Below are 19,119 nucleotides of genomic sequence, written 5' to 3'. Positions count from 1 at the left end.
TTTGTTTAGTCCAATATAAAGAGTATAAAGCGTGAAACTGCCTGAACATCTTAACCCCAAACGTTCTTTTCAGGGACTAATCTTAACTTTGCAAAATTATTGGGCACACTATGGATGTGCAATTTTGCAACCTTACGATATGGAAGTCGGAGCTGGGACTTTTCATCCAGCAACAACATTACGCTCTCTAGGTCCACGCCCTTGGAAAGTTGCTTATGTCCAACCCTCTCGACGTCCAACAGATGGCCGATATGGTAAGAATCCAAATCGTTTACAACACTATTATCAATTCCAAGTGCTTCTCAAACCCTCTCCGCTCAATCTACAAGAACTTTATATAAAGTCGCTACAAGCTATCGGGCTTGATACAAAACTGCATGATATTCGCTTTGTTGAAGATGATTGGGAAAGTCCCACTCTTGGTGCTTGGGGGCTCGGATGGGAATGCTGGTGCGATGGAATGGAAGTCTCTCAGTTTACTTATTTTCAACAAGTGTGCGGCATTGAATGCGCTCCAGTTTCAGGGGAACTCACATACGGTCTTGAGCGTCTAGCGATGTATATCCAAGGGGTTGATAACGTCTATGACCTTAACTTTAATGGTTTGGAGGGAGACAACAAAATAAGTTATAGAGATATTTTTTTACAGGCAGAACAGGAATACTCATATTATAATTTTGAATTTGCTGATACAAAACTGCTCCATCAGCACTTTATCGATGCAGAACGCGAATGCAGCGCACTTCTTGATGCTGGAAAACCAAATAAAGAAAATGTATTCCATCGCTGTGTTTTTCCTGCCTATGATCAATGTATTAAAGCGAGCCATATCTTTAACCTTTTGCAAGCACGTGGCGTTATTTCTGTAACCGAACGACAAAATTACATTCTTCGCGTTCGTAATCTCGCGCGCCGTTGTGGGGAAGCCTTCTTACTCACAGAAGCTGGACAAATATACACTGGAGAAGCCTAATGTCTGATCTTCTTCTTGAACTTTTCAGTGAAGAAATCCCCGCACGTATGCAACGAAAAGCTGCTGCTGATCTTAAAAAATCTGTTACAGATCAACTTGTGAATGCTGGATTGATCTATGAAGCTGCTCGTGAATATTGGACACCTCGTCGGCTAACATTGGACATACGCGGACTTTCCACACGCTCAAAAGATATCCATGAAGAACGCAAAGGTCCCAGTATAAAATCACCACAGCATGTAATTGATGGTTTTCTACGTGCAACAGGATTAAACGATATTTCTGAAGCGCATATTGGACATGATGATAAAAAAGGTCATTTTTATATTGCTAAAATTGTTAAAAAAGGTCGAGCAGCAGAAGAAATTATTGCCGATATTTTACCGGATATTATCCGCAACTTTCCGTGGCCGAAATCTATGCGTTGGGGAAAAGATTCAGCACAAAGTGGTACTTTGAAGTGGATTCGACCTTTACAAAACATTCTTTGTATTTTCGGACCAGAAATTGGTGAAACACATGTTATTCCATTTACAATTGGTTCTCTTAAAAGCAATAATTTAACTTATGGTCATCGTTTCTTAAGTGATGGAAAGCCATTTCAAGTGCGCCGCTTTGATGATTATGTTACTCAACTTGAAACTCATAAAGTCATTCTGGATGCCGAGAGACGAAAGAATATTATTTTAGCTGATGCCCAAAATCTCTGCTTTGCAAACGGTTTAGAACTGGTTCAAGATAATCCTCTCCTAGAAGAAGTTGCTGCTCTTGTTGAATGGCCTGTTATCCTGATGGGTGATTTTGAAAAATCATTCCTTGATATTCCTCCAGAAATTATTCGCTTGACCATTCGAGCCAATCAAAAATGTTTTGTCACCCGTAAACAAGGAGAAAACGTAAAACTTTCTCATCATTTTATTCTCGTTTCTAATATTCTTGCAAATGATGAAGGCAAAGAAATTTCGAAAGGAAATAGTAAGGTTGTCCGTGCCCGTCTTTCCGATGCACTTCATTTTTGGCAAACTGATCAGCGTGATTTGCCTGATCTTCAACAATTGGAATCTTCTATAAAAAAATTTGAACTTGATATAAAAAAACCTCTCGATCAAAGAATGGCGCGACTTGATCATTTGAATGTAACTTTTCATGCTAAATTGGGTACGCAAGGTGCAAGGGTAGAACGCATTGCTACACTCGCACAAGAAATTGCCCCTTTGATACAAACAGATCCTCTTTTAGCAAAACGTGCAGCCATCCTTGCAAAAGCTGATTTGCAAACAGAAATTGTCGGAGAATTTCCTGAACTACAAGGTGTTATGGGGAAAAAATACGCCCTTCTTCAAGGGGAAGATCCTCACGTAGCTGTAGCAATCGAAGACCATTATAAACCTCAAGGTCCAACAGATCGTCTTCCACAAGAACCACTTGCTATAACCGTTATGCTCGCCGACAAAATTGACATGCTCGTTGGCTTTTGGCTCATTAATGAAAAACCAACGGGCTCAAAAGATCCCTATGCGTTAAGACGAGCAGCATTGGGAATTATTAGGCTTGTACTTTCGCGAGATTGGAAAATCAATCTTATGCCACTGTTTCAGTTAGCAACGAATCTTTTCTTACAACAAAAAAACAAACATGAAATCTCTCAAAGAGAAAATTCACAATTGCAGAATCTGCTTCCAGAAAAAACAGAATATATTTTATCAGATCTGTTATTCTTTTTTCATGACCGTTTGAAAATCTATCTAAAAGAGGAAGGCGCTCGTTACGATGCCCTTGAAGCCGTTTTAAATAAAGATTCTGATGATTTTTTATTGGTTGCACGTCGTGTCGAATCGCTTATCGCTTTTATCAATACCCATGATGGAATGAACTTTGTAGCCTCTGTAAAACGTACTGCCAATATTCTTGAAAATGAATTTCAAAAAAGCACAACAATAGCGAATGAAATTAATCCTGAGCTCTTTATCGAGAAAGAAGAAAAGCAGCTCTATCATGCAATCTGTGAAGTAGAAAGAAAGGGTCTTGCTCCCATCAATGCAACAAATTTATCATTTGCACTCAGTGTGCTAGCGCCACTTGGAAAATTGATCGATATATTTTTTGAAAAAGTATTGGTGAATGATAAAAAACCTGATGTTCGTGCTAACCGTCTTGCTCTTCTCAAACGCACTCACATTGTTACACAATCAGTTGCAGACTTCTCAAAACTTGTCATTTAAAATCAAAGAGCCTATTAACTGGTAAAAACAATAAAGATAAATTTTTCTTTTTTATGACTTTTATTAATTAATACTGAGAAAATTATGCAACCAAAGAGAGTGTTCTTTATCTCTCAAATATCATTAATTAAGATATGTTTTCATTTTGATAAACGATTCTTTCTCAAGAGACTCTTTAATAAGTTCATCTGCCTTGTTAGAATCTATTTCCCTTGCAATAAGGGTACGTGCTGTAGAAATTGCCAAATCAATAGCCGATGAAGAAACCATGCGTATTGCATCCGCTTCTGCTTGAGCGATTTTTTGTTCTGCCAATTTATTACGGTTTTTTACATATTCTTCTGCTTTTGCACGGGCCTCAGCAATAATAGATTCAACTTCATGCTTTGCTGCTGCAACAATTTCTTGCGCATCTTTTTCTGCTTCTGCATGTTTGCGTTGATATTCAGCTAATATTTCCTGTGCCTCTTCACGAAGACGCAGAGCCTCATCCAGTTCATCTTTGATACGCTTCGCACGCGCATCAAGATGGTGTATAACCCTTTGTGGAATTTGGAAATAGACTAAAAGAGCCAAAAAAAGAACTAACCCAACAAATGCCCAAAAAGTATCAGTCATCTTTGTCTTCCTCAATAATCCGCAGTTTTAACAACTGAACGAACAGCCTCTTTGCTAATATCAACGTCAATCAATTTTTTCACAATTTCAAGAGCTACTTCTTCAGCGATAGAACCAACATTTTGCATCGCTTTATCCCGAATTTTTGCTATCTGTTTTTCAGCATCTGCGAGTTTTTTCTCTAAACTCTCTTCAATTTCTTTCCGTTCAAGCTCTGCCTTTTCTTTTAATTCTTCACTAGCTACCTGCGCTATAGCCTGCGCATTCAAACGCGCTTCTGCTAATTTCCGCTCATAAGTTTCAACGACAATGTCTGCTTCCTGCTTCATGCGCATTGCCTGATCTAAATCAGATGCGATTCGATCTCGCCGTGTTTCAATAACACCACCAATACGTGGTACAATTACACGAGAGATAAAAAGATAAAAAAGACCGAAAGAAATTGCCAACCAGAAAAAATGCGAACCAAAATGCACAAAATCAAAAGGCGGAAACACACGATTTGCATGCTCTGCCACCTTTTTAATATGTTCTATCGACGTTTCAGTGTTCTGTGCATAAGCGCTTGAAACAAACATCTTCTTTCATCCTTTAAATAGCTTATTAAAGCCCTCTATAACCGATGATAACTGACTGACATCTCTCTGGCATCTCTCTGGTTAAGAGCTAAAAGGGTAAATCTTTCCTCATGCAAGAACAGATATACCCTTTTGATGATGATCAAACCCCAAAAAGAAGTAATAAAGCAATGAGCAATGAAAAAATTCCCAAAGCTTCTGTTACAGCAAAACCAAAGACGAGACGTCCAAACTGACTATCTGCTGCTGATGGATTTCGTAATGCACCAGAAAGATAGCTACCAAAAATATTACCAAGTCCTAAAGCTGTTCCAGCCATACCAAAGCAAGCAAGACCAGCGCCAATATATTTTGCTGCAAGCACCATTTCCATGTTATTCTCCTTTAAAGCGAAATTGCATTATTCGACGGAATAACCGCCAGTTTTATTAATGTCCTGGATGAATTGCATCATTAAGATACATACAAGTTAAAACCGTAAAGACGTAAGCCTGAAGGAATGCGACCAAAAACTCAAGTGCAGTAATTGCTACAGTCATAATAAGCGGTAAAACCGAACCACCCACACCTACGAGTCCTACCCCAATCATTGAAACAACAAACCCAGAAAACACTTTAAGCGTAATATGACCAGCAAGCATATTCGCAAAAAGACGAAGAGAAAGACTAATTGGACGGGAGAGAAAAGAAATAACCTCAATCATTGTCACCAGAGGCAAAACCACAACAGGAACTCCACTGGGAACGAACAGTTTCAAAAAACTGACCCCATGCTTATAAAAGCCATAACCAATCACCGTCAAAATCACCACCATTGCTAACGAAAACGTGATCATGATTTGAGATGTAACCGTATAAAAATAAGGAAAGAGACCAATAAAGTTAGCAACTAAAATAAAAGTAAACAGAGAAAAAACTAAAGGGAAAAACTGCATCCCCTGCACACCAGATGATTCCCGCAGAGTCGATGCTACAAATTCATATGCCATTTCCGAAAGAGACTGCATCCGCGTTGGAACCAATCCACGACTCGATGACGAAATGAAGAGAAAAATAGAAGTTACAACAACCGTAAGGACTGTAAACAATGATACATTTGTAAACGATAAATCCATATTTCCTATGGAAATCTTAATCAGCCTTGAAACCTCAAACTGATGAATAGGATCTGGAGCGTGCGTTGTCACTTCAACCTCATTTATCGGACCTCTCATTGGCCCCTTTATCTTGTTTTTGGCGCAATGCGCCTTTTTTTCCTAATTGACTGGAGGAAACATACCCCACAGACCGAAGAATACTCAATACACCAGCAGCAAACCCAAAGAAGAGAAAAAATACTAATCCCCAAGGCCATGAACCTGCTAACTTATCAAACCCCAACCCCAAAACAATACCAACTATAACACTTGCCAGAAACTCACTGGAAAGCTTAATTGCGCCTGCCATCCTTCCTTGTGATTTTTCCCGCTTATTCTTATGCTCCCGCTTCTTTAATGCTTGCTTGCGCACTAAAGCTACGCTTAAATTCCTACTACGACATTCCAAATCCTCTGAATGAAGACACTCTCCTTGCTTTTCCTCTTCAGCCTCCTTACGGCTCATAACGGGTTTCTCGCCCATCGCCATCATTGGCTCCTTAATTAAAAAGCAACGTAAGAATACATTTCATAAAACCGTGTGCATCATATTGTTCCCGAATTTATTCGTCAAGATACTAAAAGAAATCTATCACAAGTTATCGTATAAATTTTATTGCAGAAATAACGTATTTTTCAATTTACATGCTTTCTTAAAAAGATATTCTGAGCACCTAAACCGATTTCACGACAGCACCCGTGAATGTATAACAAAAGTTCCCGTGAATAATATAAAACTCATAGAACAACCATTTTTACGCTTAACGAAAGGTGTCAACTGATACCATCTTATTTTCCGGCTCCCAATGTTATATCAATCCTAGTTTTGAAAGAGAACATAGAAAGCTAAAAAACAGTATGAGAGCGTTAGTTTACACCTTTTATTCAAATAAACTTGCACTTTTTATTTTATGAAAATAATAATCAATGGTTTCTATATGATCCTATTCGCAAAGTATTTTACATATGCCATTACAGGCCCCATCACGAAATGAGCTTGAGGGTATTAAGAGAAGTTCCTTTAAATACAAGATATTAATAAATCTAAAATTTCAAATAGATTAAGCCAATAGAACACAATAAAATTTAAATACGATTACCATACCACTTTATACAATTTTAATCCACTTTTATGAACTTCGCTCTTTACAATTGAATATCGGTAGATTTAGCAAGTATTTTTGCTTTTTATTCAGACAAAACTATCGTAAGCAAAAGCGCTTATTCATAATCTTTATTTTTATGAAACGATAATCTAATACTGCTTTTCACACAAGCATCATAATTATATTCCCCTACCCTCATATTGCATCTATTCTTGCACTTAAATAACCCATTAAGAGGATTATGTACTCTTTCTTAAATACTCCCTATCACACTCTTCTCATGACATGCAAATAAATGATCATCAATAAAATTAAAACTTTAGCAAATAAAATTTTAATTTTATGAAAAGAAAGATCATTGAAAAAACTTACTTTTAAGATTCTTAAGTATAGATTTCATTCACTCAAAAAATTAAAGAGTTATCATTTCTTCTTGGAACGTGTCGCAAAAGGATTATCAGAGGCTCGTAATGATATGCGAACGGGTATACCAGACATATCAAATGTTTCACGTAACCCATTGACAAGATAACGCAAATACGACTGTGGCATACTTTTGGGACGCGAGCAAGAAATCATAAATCCAGGAGGACGTGTCTTAACCTGTGTGATGTATTTAACCTTAAGTCGACGTCCAGAAACCGCAGGAGGTGGATGATGTGCCACAACAGTTCCAAGCCATTGGTTCAATTTAGCCGTCGAAATGCGACGATTCCATACACGGTGCATCATCATGACATTTTCCATCAGTTTATCAATCCCTTGACCATATTGTCCTGATAAAGGAACGGCTCTCAAACCACGAACTTGAGGAAGAAATCGAGCACATTTTTCATGCAAATCAATCAATGTAGTCTGACTGTTTTCAATAAGGTCCCACTTATTGAAAGCAATAACTGGAACACGCCCTTCACGAATCACAAGATCAGCAATTTGTAAATCCTGCTTTTCAAAAGGTATCGTTGCATCAAAAACAATGACCACCACTTCTGCAAAACGAATAGCACGCAAAGTATCTGCAACAGATAGTTTTTCTAATTTTTCTTGAATTCTCGATTTTCGACGTAAACCCGCAGTATCAAAAAGTTTAATATGACGACCACGCCATTCCCAATCTACAGAAATAGAATCACGCGTGAGTCCTGCTTCTGGTCCTGTTAACAATCGCTCTTGTTTCAACATACTATTAATAAGAGTGGATTTTCCTGTATTGGGACGCCCCGCAATCGCAATCCTAATGGGCTTACTTTCATCGTAAATAAGCTCCTCTTCTTCCAAATCCTTTACATCATCACCAACAGATGCAGGCTGTATCATCCTATTTTCTTCTTTGTTGTTGCCAAAAGCATGCTCTGACCCAACAGCATCTATAATTGCATCACGCAGATCACTAAGTCCCAAACCATGTTCAGCCGATATTGGGCACGGCTCTCCCAAACCTAATGACCACGCCTCATACTCTCCTCCTGTTGCCGCTCTTGACTCAGACTTATTGGCAACAAGCACAATTGGCTTTCCTGATTTGCGAACCAATGAAGAAAAATTTAAATCACTTGGTGTTATTCCGCTCTTTGCATCAAATACAAATAAAATAAGATCCGCTTCATCAATTGCAACTTTTGTATGAGAACGCATACGCCCCTCGAGTGTATGATCACCTGCTTCTTCCAGCCCAGCCGTATCAATCACATCAAAACGTAGATCTTGAAGTTTTGCCGCATGAATACGCCGATCACGTGTTACACCAGGCTTATCATCAACCAAAGCCAATTTTTGCCCAACCAAACGATTAAATAGTGTCGACTTCCCAACATTGGGACGACCAATGATAGCAATGGTAAGGCTCATCGATTTATTCCTTATTTGCCTTGCCCTCAGCTTGTATAAGCTCAAGCATCATTCGAGCCCGATCTGTTATTTTTGAACCCAAAGCACCTTCTTCAGAATTTTTTTTAAAATAATAAACCGCCTCATCCATTTTATCCGCCTTATAGGCAGCTAAGCCTAAAGCTTCTCTTGCAGACATACGCATAGGATCGGTATCACTTGCCATATCTTTGATGCGCTTTTCAACATCAGCTAATGTCCCTGTATCAACCAGAATATAAGCCGCCCGAATTTTTGCAACTTTCTGCAAAATCTGCGGTGCTTTCTCATCCGCTGCAACAGAATCAAAGATCTCCACTGACTTAATAATATCACCTTTCTCCATGAGTAAAGAAGCCTCACGTAAACGAGCAAGAAAAGGATACCCCCCAAAATGAGAGGTTTTAACAGTTTCTAATTGCTTTATCGCTTTATCAAAATCACGTGTATTCGCAAGATCAAGACTCTTTACAAATGCATCACCAATATAACCAGCTTTCTTTATTTGCGTATGATGATAAACTTGATAAGCAACTATCATGAATATAAAAAGAATAACTGCTCCAATAATTGAAAAACCATACCGTCTCCAAAAAGCAAGCGCCTTTTCCTGACGAAATTCTGCATTCACTTCAGCAATAAAACTATCATACGACATATATCATACCTTGAAAAAAGTTACTTTATCTGTGCTTTTACGCATAAATGGATAAAGATGGTAGTCCTAATTAACTAAAAATCTTTAAATTGCTCGTTTATTTATTTTAAATCAACATGTAGCCAATTCAATCGGATTTTTGCAACAGTCTTAATCGAAAATGATATAAGCACCCTGTTTGTACATATTACAGCTTTTACATATATTGAGTCTTATGAAAAATTCACTGCCTTAATATTTATCATGATTGCCTATCATCTCAAGCAGATTTTCTCCCCATTATATAGAGAGATAATCTTTTAAAGTCTTCAACCGCAATCGTTGGTTGTATTGGATTATAGAATTATAATAGAAAAACCACTTCTTGAAAAAAGGTAAATTTCCATGAAAGTCCCTTAAAACCCAATAAATAAATTTTTATCTGTATCAAAAATACCGAAGCGCCATGATTAAAGTGTGGTATAATTCCAAATCTTCAGTTAAAGCTCTTTATATAAAGTGTATCCCTTCAACTTATCTTCATACGATTAACAACCTTTTGTAATTGATCCTTAAAGTTTCTAAAAATATCCTATTGTAAGGGCCAAACCCACATAAGCATTGGAACAGCAATAATAACGATCAACACCGCCAATGGAGCACCCAAACGTGGATAATCACTAAAACGATATCCTCCTGGCGCCATCACGAGCATATTACTTTGATGTCCAATAGGTGTAAGAAACTCACATCCCGCACCAATTGCAACAGCCATCAAAAAAGCTTCAGGCTTATAATGAAGGGAATGAGCAAAACTTGACGCAATTGGTGCTACCATCATCACTGTTGCTGCATTATTCAAAAATGGCGTAACCAACATAGCTGTCACCAACATAAGCGCTAAAGCACCAGATGGCGGGAAAAATATTGCCAATTGGCTCAGCCATTGACCAATGAGATCCGTACATCCTGTTTTCTCTAACGCTTCACTCACTGGAATAAGAGCCGCTAATAGTACGAGTATTGGACCATCTAATGCCTGATACAGATCACGCGCGGGCAAAACACGAAAGATCACCATTGCAGCAGCAGCAGAAAAGAAAGAAAAAGCAACTGGAACAATATGAAAAGCTGTAAAAATAATTGCTATAAATAAAACAGCTAAAGAGATGAAACCATGTCGTAAATTTCCAAACACAATATTTCGTTTTGCTAGGGGCAAGCATTTCAATTCTCTTAATAAATTGGGAATAATTGCATCCTGTCCTTGCAAAACAATCACATCTCCAAGATGGAAAATAATATCATCAAGTCTTCCCCGCACCCTTTCATGTTGACGACTTAACGCAAGTAAATTTACATTATAGCGATCAAATAGGGAAAACTCTTTCGCACTAATACCAATAAGAGGTGAATTATGGGTAATGACTGCTTCAATAATATCAATGTCACTGTCCTTATCACCTGCAGCAATAGTTCGCCCCTTAGAAAACTCTAAACGAGCAGAGTTCATCACGCTATCTAACCCTGTATGTGACCCTTCCAGCAAAATAATATCATTTTCAGACAAAACAAAATCTGGTAATGGTGAAATAGATACTTTGTTTCTGATAATTTGAATTACCATAACATCACCACTTGATGGCTTAACCAAATCAACAATATTTTTCCCCACAATCGGTGAATTTATTGGAATATGCGCTTCTGCAACATAATTACGGATATCAATGGCATCATCAAATGATACACCTGAACGCACACGCACAGGCAAAAGCCAATAAAAACAGACCAAATATACAACACCAGCCGTCGCAATAACCGCACCAACTGGTGTAAAATCAAACATAGTAAAAGGTGTTCCTGCTAAACGCTCTTGCATCGCTGAAATAACAACATTAGGAGATGTTCCTATCTGTGTCATAAGCCCTCCCAACAAAGAACCAAAGGCCATGGGCATCAAAAAGACAGAAGGAGAAACCTGAGAACGACGTGCAAACTGAAAAGCTATCGGAAGCATAATCGCCAAAGCACCAATGTTTTTAACAAACATTGATAATACGACAACAGAAAGAACCAAAAAAGCTAATTGAAGACGCACCGATTTCACATCGGGCCATATCCGTTGAATAATAAATTCCATTATACCAGAGCGAGATACAGCAGTACTGACAACAAACACACTCCCCACGATAATAACGATATCATTACTAAAACCGCTAAACGCTTCCTTCGGGCTAACAAGACCAAGGGCACAAGCTATTAATAATGTACAAATAGCAACAAGATCATAACGAAATCGATCCCAAATAAAAACAACCATCATGAGACCAATGATCGAAAAGGCCATTATTTGATTTTCTGTCATAACACTCACTTCTCCCCATTAAATTATAATGAACAAAAACATATCTTTTATGTTTTAAATATTCCTATAAACAGCAGCAAGATAAAAGCAGACATCGGAATATTTTAGGATAATTTTAAAGTGATAAAAAATTATGATGCGCATAAACTCACCTCTCCTTATTATGCGTGCTTTTCTATAAAGTGCTGAACCCAAAGAAAATTGATAAAAGTTGATAAAGCTATATTGCAAAAAAGATGAGAATAACTCTAATATAGAGCGTAGATAATTGTTGAAACTGGTACACGCTATATTTAAACCTTTGTCGTTGCTTAAAAGAATTTATCTTCACTCTCAATTCACAGAGTGATAAAAATGAAAGAAGAAAGAATGGTCAATCTTAATAGTGGGTATCAAAGTAACCTCAGATATTGGCTCACTTGCATTATTGGATTTGTTGCTATCTTGGCAATTATAATTGTTGGTGGATTTTATATCGCAAAACCCTATCTTGACAGTTTTGTAAGACAAGAAATAGCCCGTCGTGCCATAAAAGCCGAAACATCTGAAGTAAGCATTCTAGGTAAAGTCAACTTGAAGAATGTGACATTACCCGTTCCAGCTGGTACATCACTTAAAATTGGTGCCATTTCTGCCCGTCCTCCTCTTTCCTTTATTCCCGGAACTTTTACATTTTATAATGTTGATTTAAAATATAACGATAAGCTTAATAATATTCGTATAAAAATACCCCAAATTTCTCTCAATAGCGTCTTTTTAAAGGAAAAGGATAGTACAATCACGTCGCGCCTTTTGCAGTCAATTATGCGCATTGAGCTTTCCTCAATCGTTGCTCCTAATATACAACTTTTTATAGACAATCCAAATGAACGAACAGAAACGTTTGAAGTCAAAAATTTCCGACTTTCTGATTTTAGAAATGGTCGGATTCGTTCTATTGGCATCAAAAATATGGACCTTAAAGCGATCATTATAGATGATGACAAACAGATGCATATGATAACTAAAAGTGATGCAATAGAAGCACATGATATTGATATAAACTATGCCTATGCTATTCTTCTAGGAAAAGCTAATTCTGTCAATCAAGTAAAAAACATTACTGGTTCTATTTCTCTAAAAAATCTAATAACTGATATTTTCAAAGGAAAAGAGAAATACACTTCTCTGGCTATTGGTGCATTTAAAACATCCGGCTTTAAAATGAGATCGTTCAAACAAACACCTCAAAAATTGTTTGACGCTTACCTTAATGCACGAGAAAAAAATAATTCTGTAGCTGAAAAAAAAGCTCTGCATGATATTATTATAAATAACTTCTCTAACATTACCTTAACTGATGCAGAAGTGAGTAACTTCGCCTTTGATGCACCAGAGCTTGAAGAAACACTTGAGTCATTCCAATTCAAACAAAGCTTATGGAAGCAGCCTATACCAAAAAAACTTCTTATTTCTTTCAACAATCTTTCAATTTTACCTAAAAAAATGAATGAAAAAGACTTAAATTTGCTTAAAAAAATCAATCTTGAGCGCTTTAATGTTTCAGGAAAAATTGATATTTCTTACGATGAAAAAAAACGTATGCTCTTTCTTGATACAATGTCTTTCAATATGAAAAACGTTGGATCTGGGAACATCTCGGCTAAGGTTATTGATGTTGATGAAAAGCTTTTTTCTGGTCAGAAAAATATAATGATTGCTGCGTCTCAAGATCTTGGCATCAATGAAATTGATATACAATATACTGATGCAGGTTTCATTGATAAGCTTTTTTCTTATCTTGCGCAAAATCTTAATGACAGCCAACATGATCTTAAAAAGGAACTTTATGACGATTTCTATCTAATGATGACGCAGACCCCAAAAATTCTGCTAAAAAATCATGACGAAGCAGAAAAAATTTCAAAATCCTTAGGAGAATTTGCTAAAAATCCACAAACATTGATCGTGAAAATTAAAGCAAAAGATAATAAAGGTCTCGCAATAGTTGATCTCGAATCTGCTCTACAAAATGATCTATCCAAGGCTTTAAGCAAAGTACATCTTACTATTAAAAATGAAGCATCGCCTTAAACATTTTGTGCTTTAAACATGATGATCTTGTCTATAAATTAAGAACTTTATTCCTCTTTTTTCTTTTATATGATACAGAAGGTATCATACAGAGTTATTTATACAGAGAATATAGAATCTAAAATTGTCGATGCTTGGAGTTGTTCATGTCTGGTTTATCTTCAAATCGCCTGCCTAATCGCGCTTCTCGTGTCACCAATCAAGCGCTTTCTGCTATCGAGCGTTTTCTCCATATTGAAGCTCTTAGTGGTGTTGTTCTTTTATTAGCTGCTGCTTCTGCACTTATTTTTGCCAATTCTAAATATGCTGCTTTCTATGAATCTTTTTGGCATACACCTCTTGGCTTTAATTTGGGTCATTTCACTCTTTCATGGGATTTACATTTCTGGGTTAATGATGCCCTTATGACTATTTTCTTTCTCGTCGCAGGAATGGAAATTCGACGAGAAATTCATGAAGGTGCTCTTGCCGATTTTAAACAAGCAATCTTACCAATTGTTGCTGCAATAGGGGGCGTTTGTGTTCCTGCAATTATTTACTTTATCTTCAATTTTAACGAGGGACATATGCGCGGTTGGGCTGTGCCAACAGCAACAGATATTGCCTTTGCTCTAGGTATTCTTGCTCTTCTAGGAAAAAAAATTCCTTCTAATCTTCATATTATTCTTCTATCATTAGCGATTATTGACGATATTATCGCTGTTCTTATTATTGCTTTTTTCTACTCAACAAACATTGATCCTAGCGGTTTAATGATTGCAGGAGCGGGTATTGCTTTGGTACTATTTTTTCAGTGGATCGGGCTTGCATCAGCATGGCTTTACATTTTACCTGGTGCAATCATTTGGTGGGGTTTAATGGCAACAGGCGTTCACCCATCGCTTGCTGGCGTAATCTTAGGGATGATGACTCCCGTTCTTCCTACCCGTACTCTTGTAGCGCCACTCACCATGCTCAGTAACGCTATGCAAATTCTTCAAGAAAAAAATACAAAAACAGATCTGCATCATATTTCAACAGCATTAAAAAAGATGCGCAAAGGACAACGGGCCATGATTGCCCCAGTAACTCGTGTTCAAAAAGCATTGCATCCATGGGTTGCATACGTTATCATGCCGGTTTTTGCCTTCGCAAATGCAGGAGTAAGTTTTGCAAACTTTGATCTTTCTTCTGACAAATCATTCTTGATTGTTCTGGGTGTTGTCATTGGTCTTTTCATCGGTAAGCCTCTTGGTATTATCACTGCCAGTTATATAGCTGTAAAATCAGGACTATGCCGCCTACCCCCTCATATGACCTGGACAGGTGTTTTACTCATTGGTTTTTTAGCAGGAATTGGCTTTACAATGTCTATCTTTGTTTCAATGCTCGCTTTTAAAGATATTATTCTGCTTGATGCGGCAAAAATTGGGGTCCTTTGTGGCTCTGGTTTATCTGCCCTTATCGGTCTGGGATATGGATTTATTTATATTAAGCGCAATAAAGGAATTTCTCATAGTTCCTAACAAACTAACTGAAAATACATTTTTATGCAGAAATTCTAAAAAGTAATTTTGCCCATTTGTTCGATTCGGACGATATTTAATGTAAAATCCGTTGTCTCGCCTCATCTTTACACTTATGAAGGAGAAAACTAACGTCATCATACTATTTACTAGCCTCTAATGTTGCAACAACCTTTGACACTCGAGAGGAATCATAAGAGATATTTTTATTCCTTTCTTCAATAATCTTTTACTCATGTACCAGCTCCACTCATGATATACACAGAAATGGTTTTAATTGTTTCAATAAAGGCTTCGTGGTTTCAGAAAAGCTGTTTTTTATTGGGACTATGATTCACTATAAAGAAGAATTTAATTATTATAAATCAATATCTTATGTTTAATAATAAGAAAAAGATAAGAATAAGCAAAGTTCAATAATCAGTTAAGTAATTCCATGGCTTATTTTTCCCAATAAACCACCCTCCTCGTTATTGATTTTATTGCCGGTATTCTAAACAACTTTAATTTTTATCTTCTTAAAAGCACATTATTTTTGGATAAAAATATTCCCGTTTTTTATCATCGACACATCACTTGTCTCACTCCATGAAAGAATTAAACTTGAAGCATGCTTCCATAGGAAGCACTCTAGTTTACGTAATTAACTCGCGGGAAAAAAGAAAACCCTAGTCATTTAGACTATTCTAAAACATATGATTGGTGGAAAAATAGAGCATGTATATCGTTGTTCTCCCCTTTTCGCGCTCTTATTTGATATTTATTTTCTTTTTGTTTAAAGAGCTCGCTCTATATTTCTTGATACCATAAAATACTCTTCACAGATAATTTAAAAAGCAATATTTCCGAGACTTTCGAATTTATACAACGCCACATAAAATACAAAAAGAGTAAAATAATATGGCTATATTTCTCACAAGAAGAGTTTTGCTTACAAAGACCACCATTTGCAAAATATGTAAACACGATAAAGAAACTAGCACGATATACTGAAAAAACGGAAGAATGTATTTCATGCGTGGTTGGCAGTATGACACAGAAAATACTTATAATAGAGTAGTTAAGGGAAGAAAGTTAACCTAAAGAACATATGGAGGTATCAAAAACTTTGAAAATCTTAATTATAATTCAAAAAAGAGAAATAGACATGAAAAAAATTTAATTAATAAAAGCAACACACTTGTAACATTATCATTAATTTTGATCTATAGTTACATAATTTTATGAAAAGTACTTCTGAAGAAGCTATAAACGCATAAGATATAGTAATTTTATAACGTATAGCGTAAACATAAATATTGTCTATAGAGATAGATTTTTTTATTGCCTCATAATATGGAAAAAATTAACTTTTCAAGATACATATAAAGTCATAAACAATCATTTGAAGATAAACTAAACATCTATAGAAAATACATCATCAATTTTACTTTTGGTAATTCCATCACTAATCTAATGAGCTCTAATTTCTCTAAGATTTATAATATTAAATCTGTATTGACGGGGCTGTCCCTCATGCAACATGCATCTTTTGAATAAACACTGTGCACTGCTCCTTATTCCATTAAGGCTTATCGTAAAGACTTCTCCATCCCTCTCTATAGGCTCTAAAACGTTTATAGACGGCATATTTTTTATCCCTTCTTAAACAGTTTTTTACCCAAACATCTTTCTCTTGTAATGTATAAGTGACCATTTTTAAATTCATCATGAACAAGTTTAAAATGAGAGAGTTTTGCTGTATTAAATATTCTATTTAAGTTAAAAATATAAATTGTTCTTAACAAAAATTATTAACATATATTAAAGCTTTATGTTATTGAAACCTTGTTGAAACTAAAAAATACTTATCCCTTATCAAGAGCATAAACAGCATGTAATGTTCTAACCGCAAGTTCAGTGTAAGCACTATCAATCAAAATAGAAATTTTAATTTCTGAAGTCGTAATTGCTTGAATGTTAATACCCTTTTCAGCCAAAGCCTTAAATGCTGTAGCGGCAACACCTGCATGGCTACGCATTCCAATACCAATCACAGATACCTTGGCGAGATCGCCTTCAAATTGGAGAACATCAAATCCAATTTCTTTGCGATTCTTCTCAAGAAGTGTAACGGCTTTTTCTACATCTGATGATGGTACAGTAAAAGTCATATCAGTTTTTGAGCCATCTTCAGAAATATTTTGCACAATCATATCAACATTAATGCGTTCTTCAGCCAAGGGACCAAAAATTGCTGCCGAAATCCCTGGACGATCGGCAAGCCGACGAAGGGAAATTTGTGCTTCATCTTTGGCAAAAGCAATACCAGTAACATTTTGTTGTTCCACAATTTCATCCTCATCGCAAATAAGTGTTCCAGAAGAACTCATTGAATCCTCCATGCCTAACGCATCAGGATCCTCAAAACTTGAACGCACAAAGGTACGAACCTTATGAACCATTGCTAATTCAACAGAACGAACCTGTAAAACCTTTGCACCAAGAGAAGCCATTTCTAGCATTTCTTCAAAAGCTACTTTTGGTAAACGACGCGCTTTCGGTTCTATACGTGGATCCGTTGTATAAACACCATCCACATCCGTATAAATATCACAGCGATCAGCTTGTACAGCAGCGGCTATAGCAACAGCACTTGTATCTGATCCCCCACGCCCTAAGGTAGAAATCCGGTTATCCGGAGCTAACCCCTGAAAACCAGCAATAACGGCAACCTGACCTTCCTGAAAACACTCGATTAAAAAAGATCCATCAATATTAGTAATACGTGCACGGCCATGCGCATTGTCTGTATGAATAGGAATTTGCCAACCAAGCCATGAACGTGCATTCACCCCCATTTCTTGAAGTGTCAAAGCCAACAATCCTGAAGTAACCTGTTCACCAGAAGCAACCACAACATCATATTCACGAGCATCTCTATGCATGGAGGAAGCATCACTCGTCCACTGAACAAGTTCATTTGTTTTACCAGCCATCGCAGATACGACAACGGCAACCTCATTGCCTGCATCAACCTCTCTTTTGACATGCCGTGCAACATTATGAATACATTCAATGTTTGCTACAGATGTTCCACCAAATTTCATGACAATGCGCGCCATTAATAACACTCTTACCTTTACATCTCTTATCTCAAACAGTAATGAGAATTAGATGCTGTATCAACTAACCATTTTCTCGACATAGCGAATATCTATCATTTGTGCAAGTTTCATTATGATTATATTAATTTCTCTTGACTTTGTATAAAATCTACTTGACCTGATCATTAAAAATAAAAGGAAGGCAACATGATCGATGAAACACAAACAACTATTGATCAAAGTGAAATTGATCACTTTTCACGTATTGCTACAGAATGGTGGAATCCACAAGGAAAATTTCGACCTCTTCACCAATTTAACCCAACACGCCTTGCTTACATCAGAGAAAAAATCTGTTTAGAGTTTAATCGTGACCCTTCTTCACTTACGCCCTTTCACAATTTGAAAATTCTTGATATTGGCTGTGGAGGAGGCTTGTTATCTGAACCAATGGCACGTCTTGGTGCTATGGTTGTAGGCGTTGATGCTGCACAAACAAATATTGAAGTCGCAAAAAACCATGCTGCTCAAAATGACCTTTCCATTGATTACCGCACGACGACAGCAGAAGTACTTGCCAATGAAGGAGAAAAATTTGATATTATCCTTAATATGGAAGTTGTTGAACATGTCGCTGACGTTAATCTCTTCATAGCAGCTACAGCAAAAATGTTGAAACCACAAGGGTTGATGTTTGTCTCAACACTCAACCGCACATGGAAAGCATGGGGGCTTGCTATTGTAGGCGCTGAATATATTCTACGTTGGCTTCCTAAAGGAACCCACGATTATAAAAAATTCCTAAAACCTCTAGAACTTAAAAATTTCTTATCAAAAAACGCTCTGACTGTCATTGATGAGATAGGTATTACTTATAACCCTTTAAATGACAGCTGGAATCGCTCAAAAGACATGGGTGTTAACTATCTCCTTCTCGCAAAAAGGTCGTAAGGA

The 19,119-nt window shown here is 36.8% G+C and carries 14 protein-coding genes; 5 read left to right on the top strand and 9 right to left on the bottom strand.

Annotation, left to right across the window (positions count from 1 at the left end):
- Positions 1 to 31 precede the first annotated feature (31 nt).
- Together ACFIJZ_RS03115 and glyS are read left to right on the top strand one after the other, a co-directional pair.
- Complete coding sequence (locus ACFIJZ_RS03115) at positions 32 to 973, top strand: glycine--tRNA ligase subunit alpha (RefSeq protein ID WP_375631019.1); 942 nt, start codon at positions 32 to 34, stop codon at positions 971 to 973.
- The gene (glyS, locus tag ACFIJZ_RS03110) at positions 973 to 3,195 is read left to right on the top strand and encodes a glycine--tRNA ligase subunit beta (RefSeq protein ID WP_375631018.1); all 2,223 of its coding nucleotides are present in this window, start codon (positions 973 to 975) and stop codon (positions 3,193 to 3,195) included. Before ACFIJZ_RS03115 ends, glyS begins: the two co-directional genes overlap by 1 nt.
- A 123-nt stretch (positions 3,196 to 3,318) precedes the next feature.
- On the opposite strand, the gene ACFIJZ_RS03105 is transcribed toward glyS, so the two are convergent.
- The 8 genes from ACFIJZ_RS03105 to ACFIJZ_RS03070 form a co-directional block, all read right to left on the bottom strand.
- Positions 3,319 to 3,813, bottom strand: coding sequence for a F0F1 ATP synthase subunit B (locus ACFIJZ_RS03105; RefSeq protein ID WP_273790399.1), 495 nt, complete (start codon positions 3,811 to 3,813; stop codon positions 3,319 to 3,321).
- A gap of 11 nt (positions 3,814 to 3,824) precedes the next feature.
- The gene (locus ACFIJZ_RS03100) at positions 3,825 to 4,391 is read right to left on the bottom strand and encodes a F0F1 ATP synthase subunit B (protein WP_273790398.1); all 567 of its coding nucleotides are present in this window, start codon (positions 4,389 to 4,391) and stop codon (positions 3,825 to 3,827) included.
- A 142-nt stretch (positions 4,392 to 4,533) separates the two neighbouring features.
- Entirely contained in the window at positions 4,534 to 4,764 is a 231-nt protein-coding gene (locus ACFIJZ_RS03095; protein ID WP_005773968.1) for a F0F1 ATP synthase subunit C, read from the bottom strand.
- 55 nt (positions 4,765 to 4,819) lie between these two features.
- Positions 4,820 to 5,578 carry a F0F1 ATP synthase subunit A gene (locus ACFIJZ_RS03090; protein ID WP_273790444.1) on the bottom strand — a complete coding sequence of 253 codons (759 nt, stop codon included), beginning with the start codon at positions 5,576 to 5,578 and terminating at the stop codon, positions 4,820 to 4,822.
- Between the two features lie 7 nt (positions 5,579 to 5,585).
- Positions 5,586 to 6,017, bottom strand: a complete 432-nt coding sequence (locus tag ACFIJZ_RS03085) for an AtpZ/AtpI family protein (protein ID WP_375631017.1) — start codon at positions 6,015 to 6,017, stop codon at positions 5,586 to 5,588.
- Between the two features lie 1,039 nt (positions 6,018 to 7,056).
- The gene (gene der, locus ACFIJZ_RS03080; protein ID WP_273790396.1) at positions 7,057 to 8,481 is read right to left on the bottom strand and encodes a ribosome biogenesis GTPase Der; all 1,425 of its coding nucleotides are present in this window, start codon (positions 8,479 to 8,481) and stop codon (positions 7,057 to 7,059) included.
- Between the two features lie 4 nt (positions 8,482 to 8,485).
- Positions 8,486 to 9,157, bottom strand: a complete 672-nt coding sequence (locus ACFIJZ_RS03075) for a tetratricopeptide repeat protein (RefSeq protein WP_375631016.1) — start codon at positions 9,155 to 9,157, stop codon at positions 8,486 to 8,488.
- Positions 9,158 to 9,728: 571 nt separating this feature from the next.
- Complete coding sequence (locus ACFIJZ_RS03070) at positions 9,729 to 11,501, bottom strand: SLC13 family permease (protein ID WP_375631015.1); 1,773 nt, start codon at positions 11,499 to 11,501, stop codon at positions 9,729 to 9,731.
- A gap of 354 nt (positions 11,502 to 11,855) precedes the next feature.
- Here ACFIJZ_RS03070 and ACFIJZ_RS03065 point away from each other — a divergent pair, with 354 nt between their 5' ends.
- On the top strand, positions 11,856 to 13,574 hold the full coding sequence (locus tag ACFIJZ_RS03065; protein ID WP_375631014.1) for a hypothetical protein: 1,719 nt from the start codon (positions 11,856 to 11,858) through the stop codon (positions 13,572 to 13,574).
- Positions 13,575 to 13,720: 146 nt separating this feature from the next.
- Positions 13,721 to 15,079: a Na+/H+ antiporter NhaA gene (nhaA, locus tag ACFIJZ_RS03060; protein WP_273790392.1), complete on the top strand. Its 1,359-nt coding sequence runs from the start codon at positions 13,721 to 13,723 to the stop codon at positions 15,077 to 15,079.
- Positions 15,080 to 16,926: 1,847 nt separating this feature from the next.
- Here the strand turns inward: nhaA and ACFIJZ_RS03055 are convergent.
- Positions 16,927 to 18,183: an aspartate kinase gene (locus ACFIJZ_RS03055; protein ID WP_375631013.1), complete on the bottom strand. Its 1,257-nt coding sequence runs from the start codon at positions 18,181 to 18,183 to the stop codon at positions 16,927 to 16,929.
- Between the two features lie 189 nt (positions 18,184 to 18,372).
- Between ACFIJZ_RS03055 and ubiG the strand changes: the two genes are divergently transcribed.
- Positions 18,373 to 19,116, top strand: coding sequence for a bifunctional 2-polyprenyl-6-hydroxyphenol methylase/3-demethylubiquinol 3-O-methyltransferase UbiG (gene ubiG / locus ACFIJZ_RS03050; RefSeq protein ID WP_375631012.1), 744 nt, complete (start codon positions 18,373 to 18,375; stop codon positions 19,114 to 19,116).
- Positions 19,117 to 19,119: the final 3 nt, after the last annotated feature.

Source organism: Bartonella sp. CL70QHWL (genome assembly GCF_042194855.1).
Classification (GTDB): domain Bacteria; phylum Pseudomonadota; class Alphaproteobacteria; order Rhizobiales; family Rhizobiaceae; genus Bartonella.
Note: the sequence above shows the minus strand (reverse complement) of the source record. Positions and strands in the feature narration are given on the sequence as shown.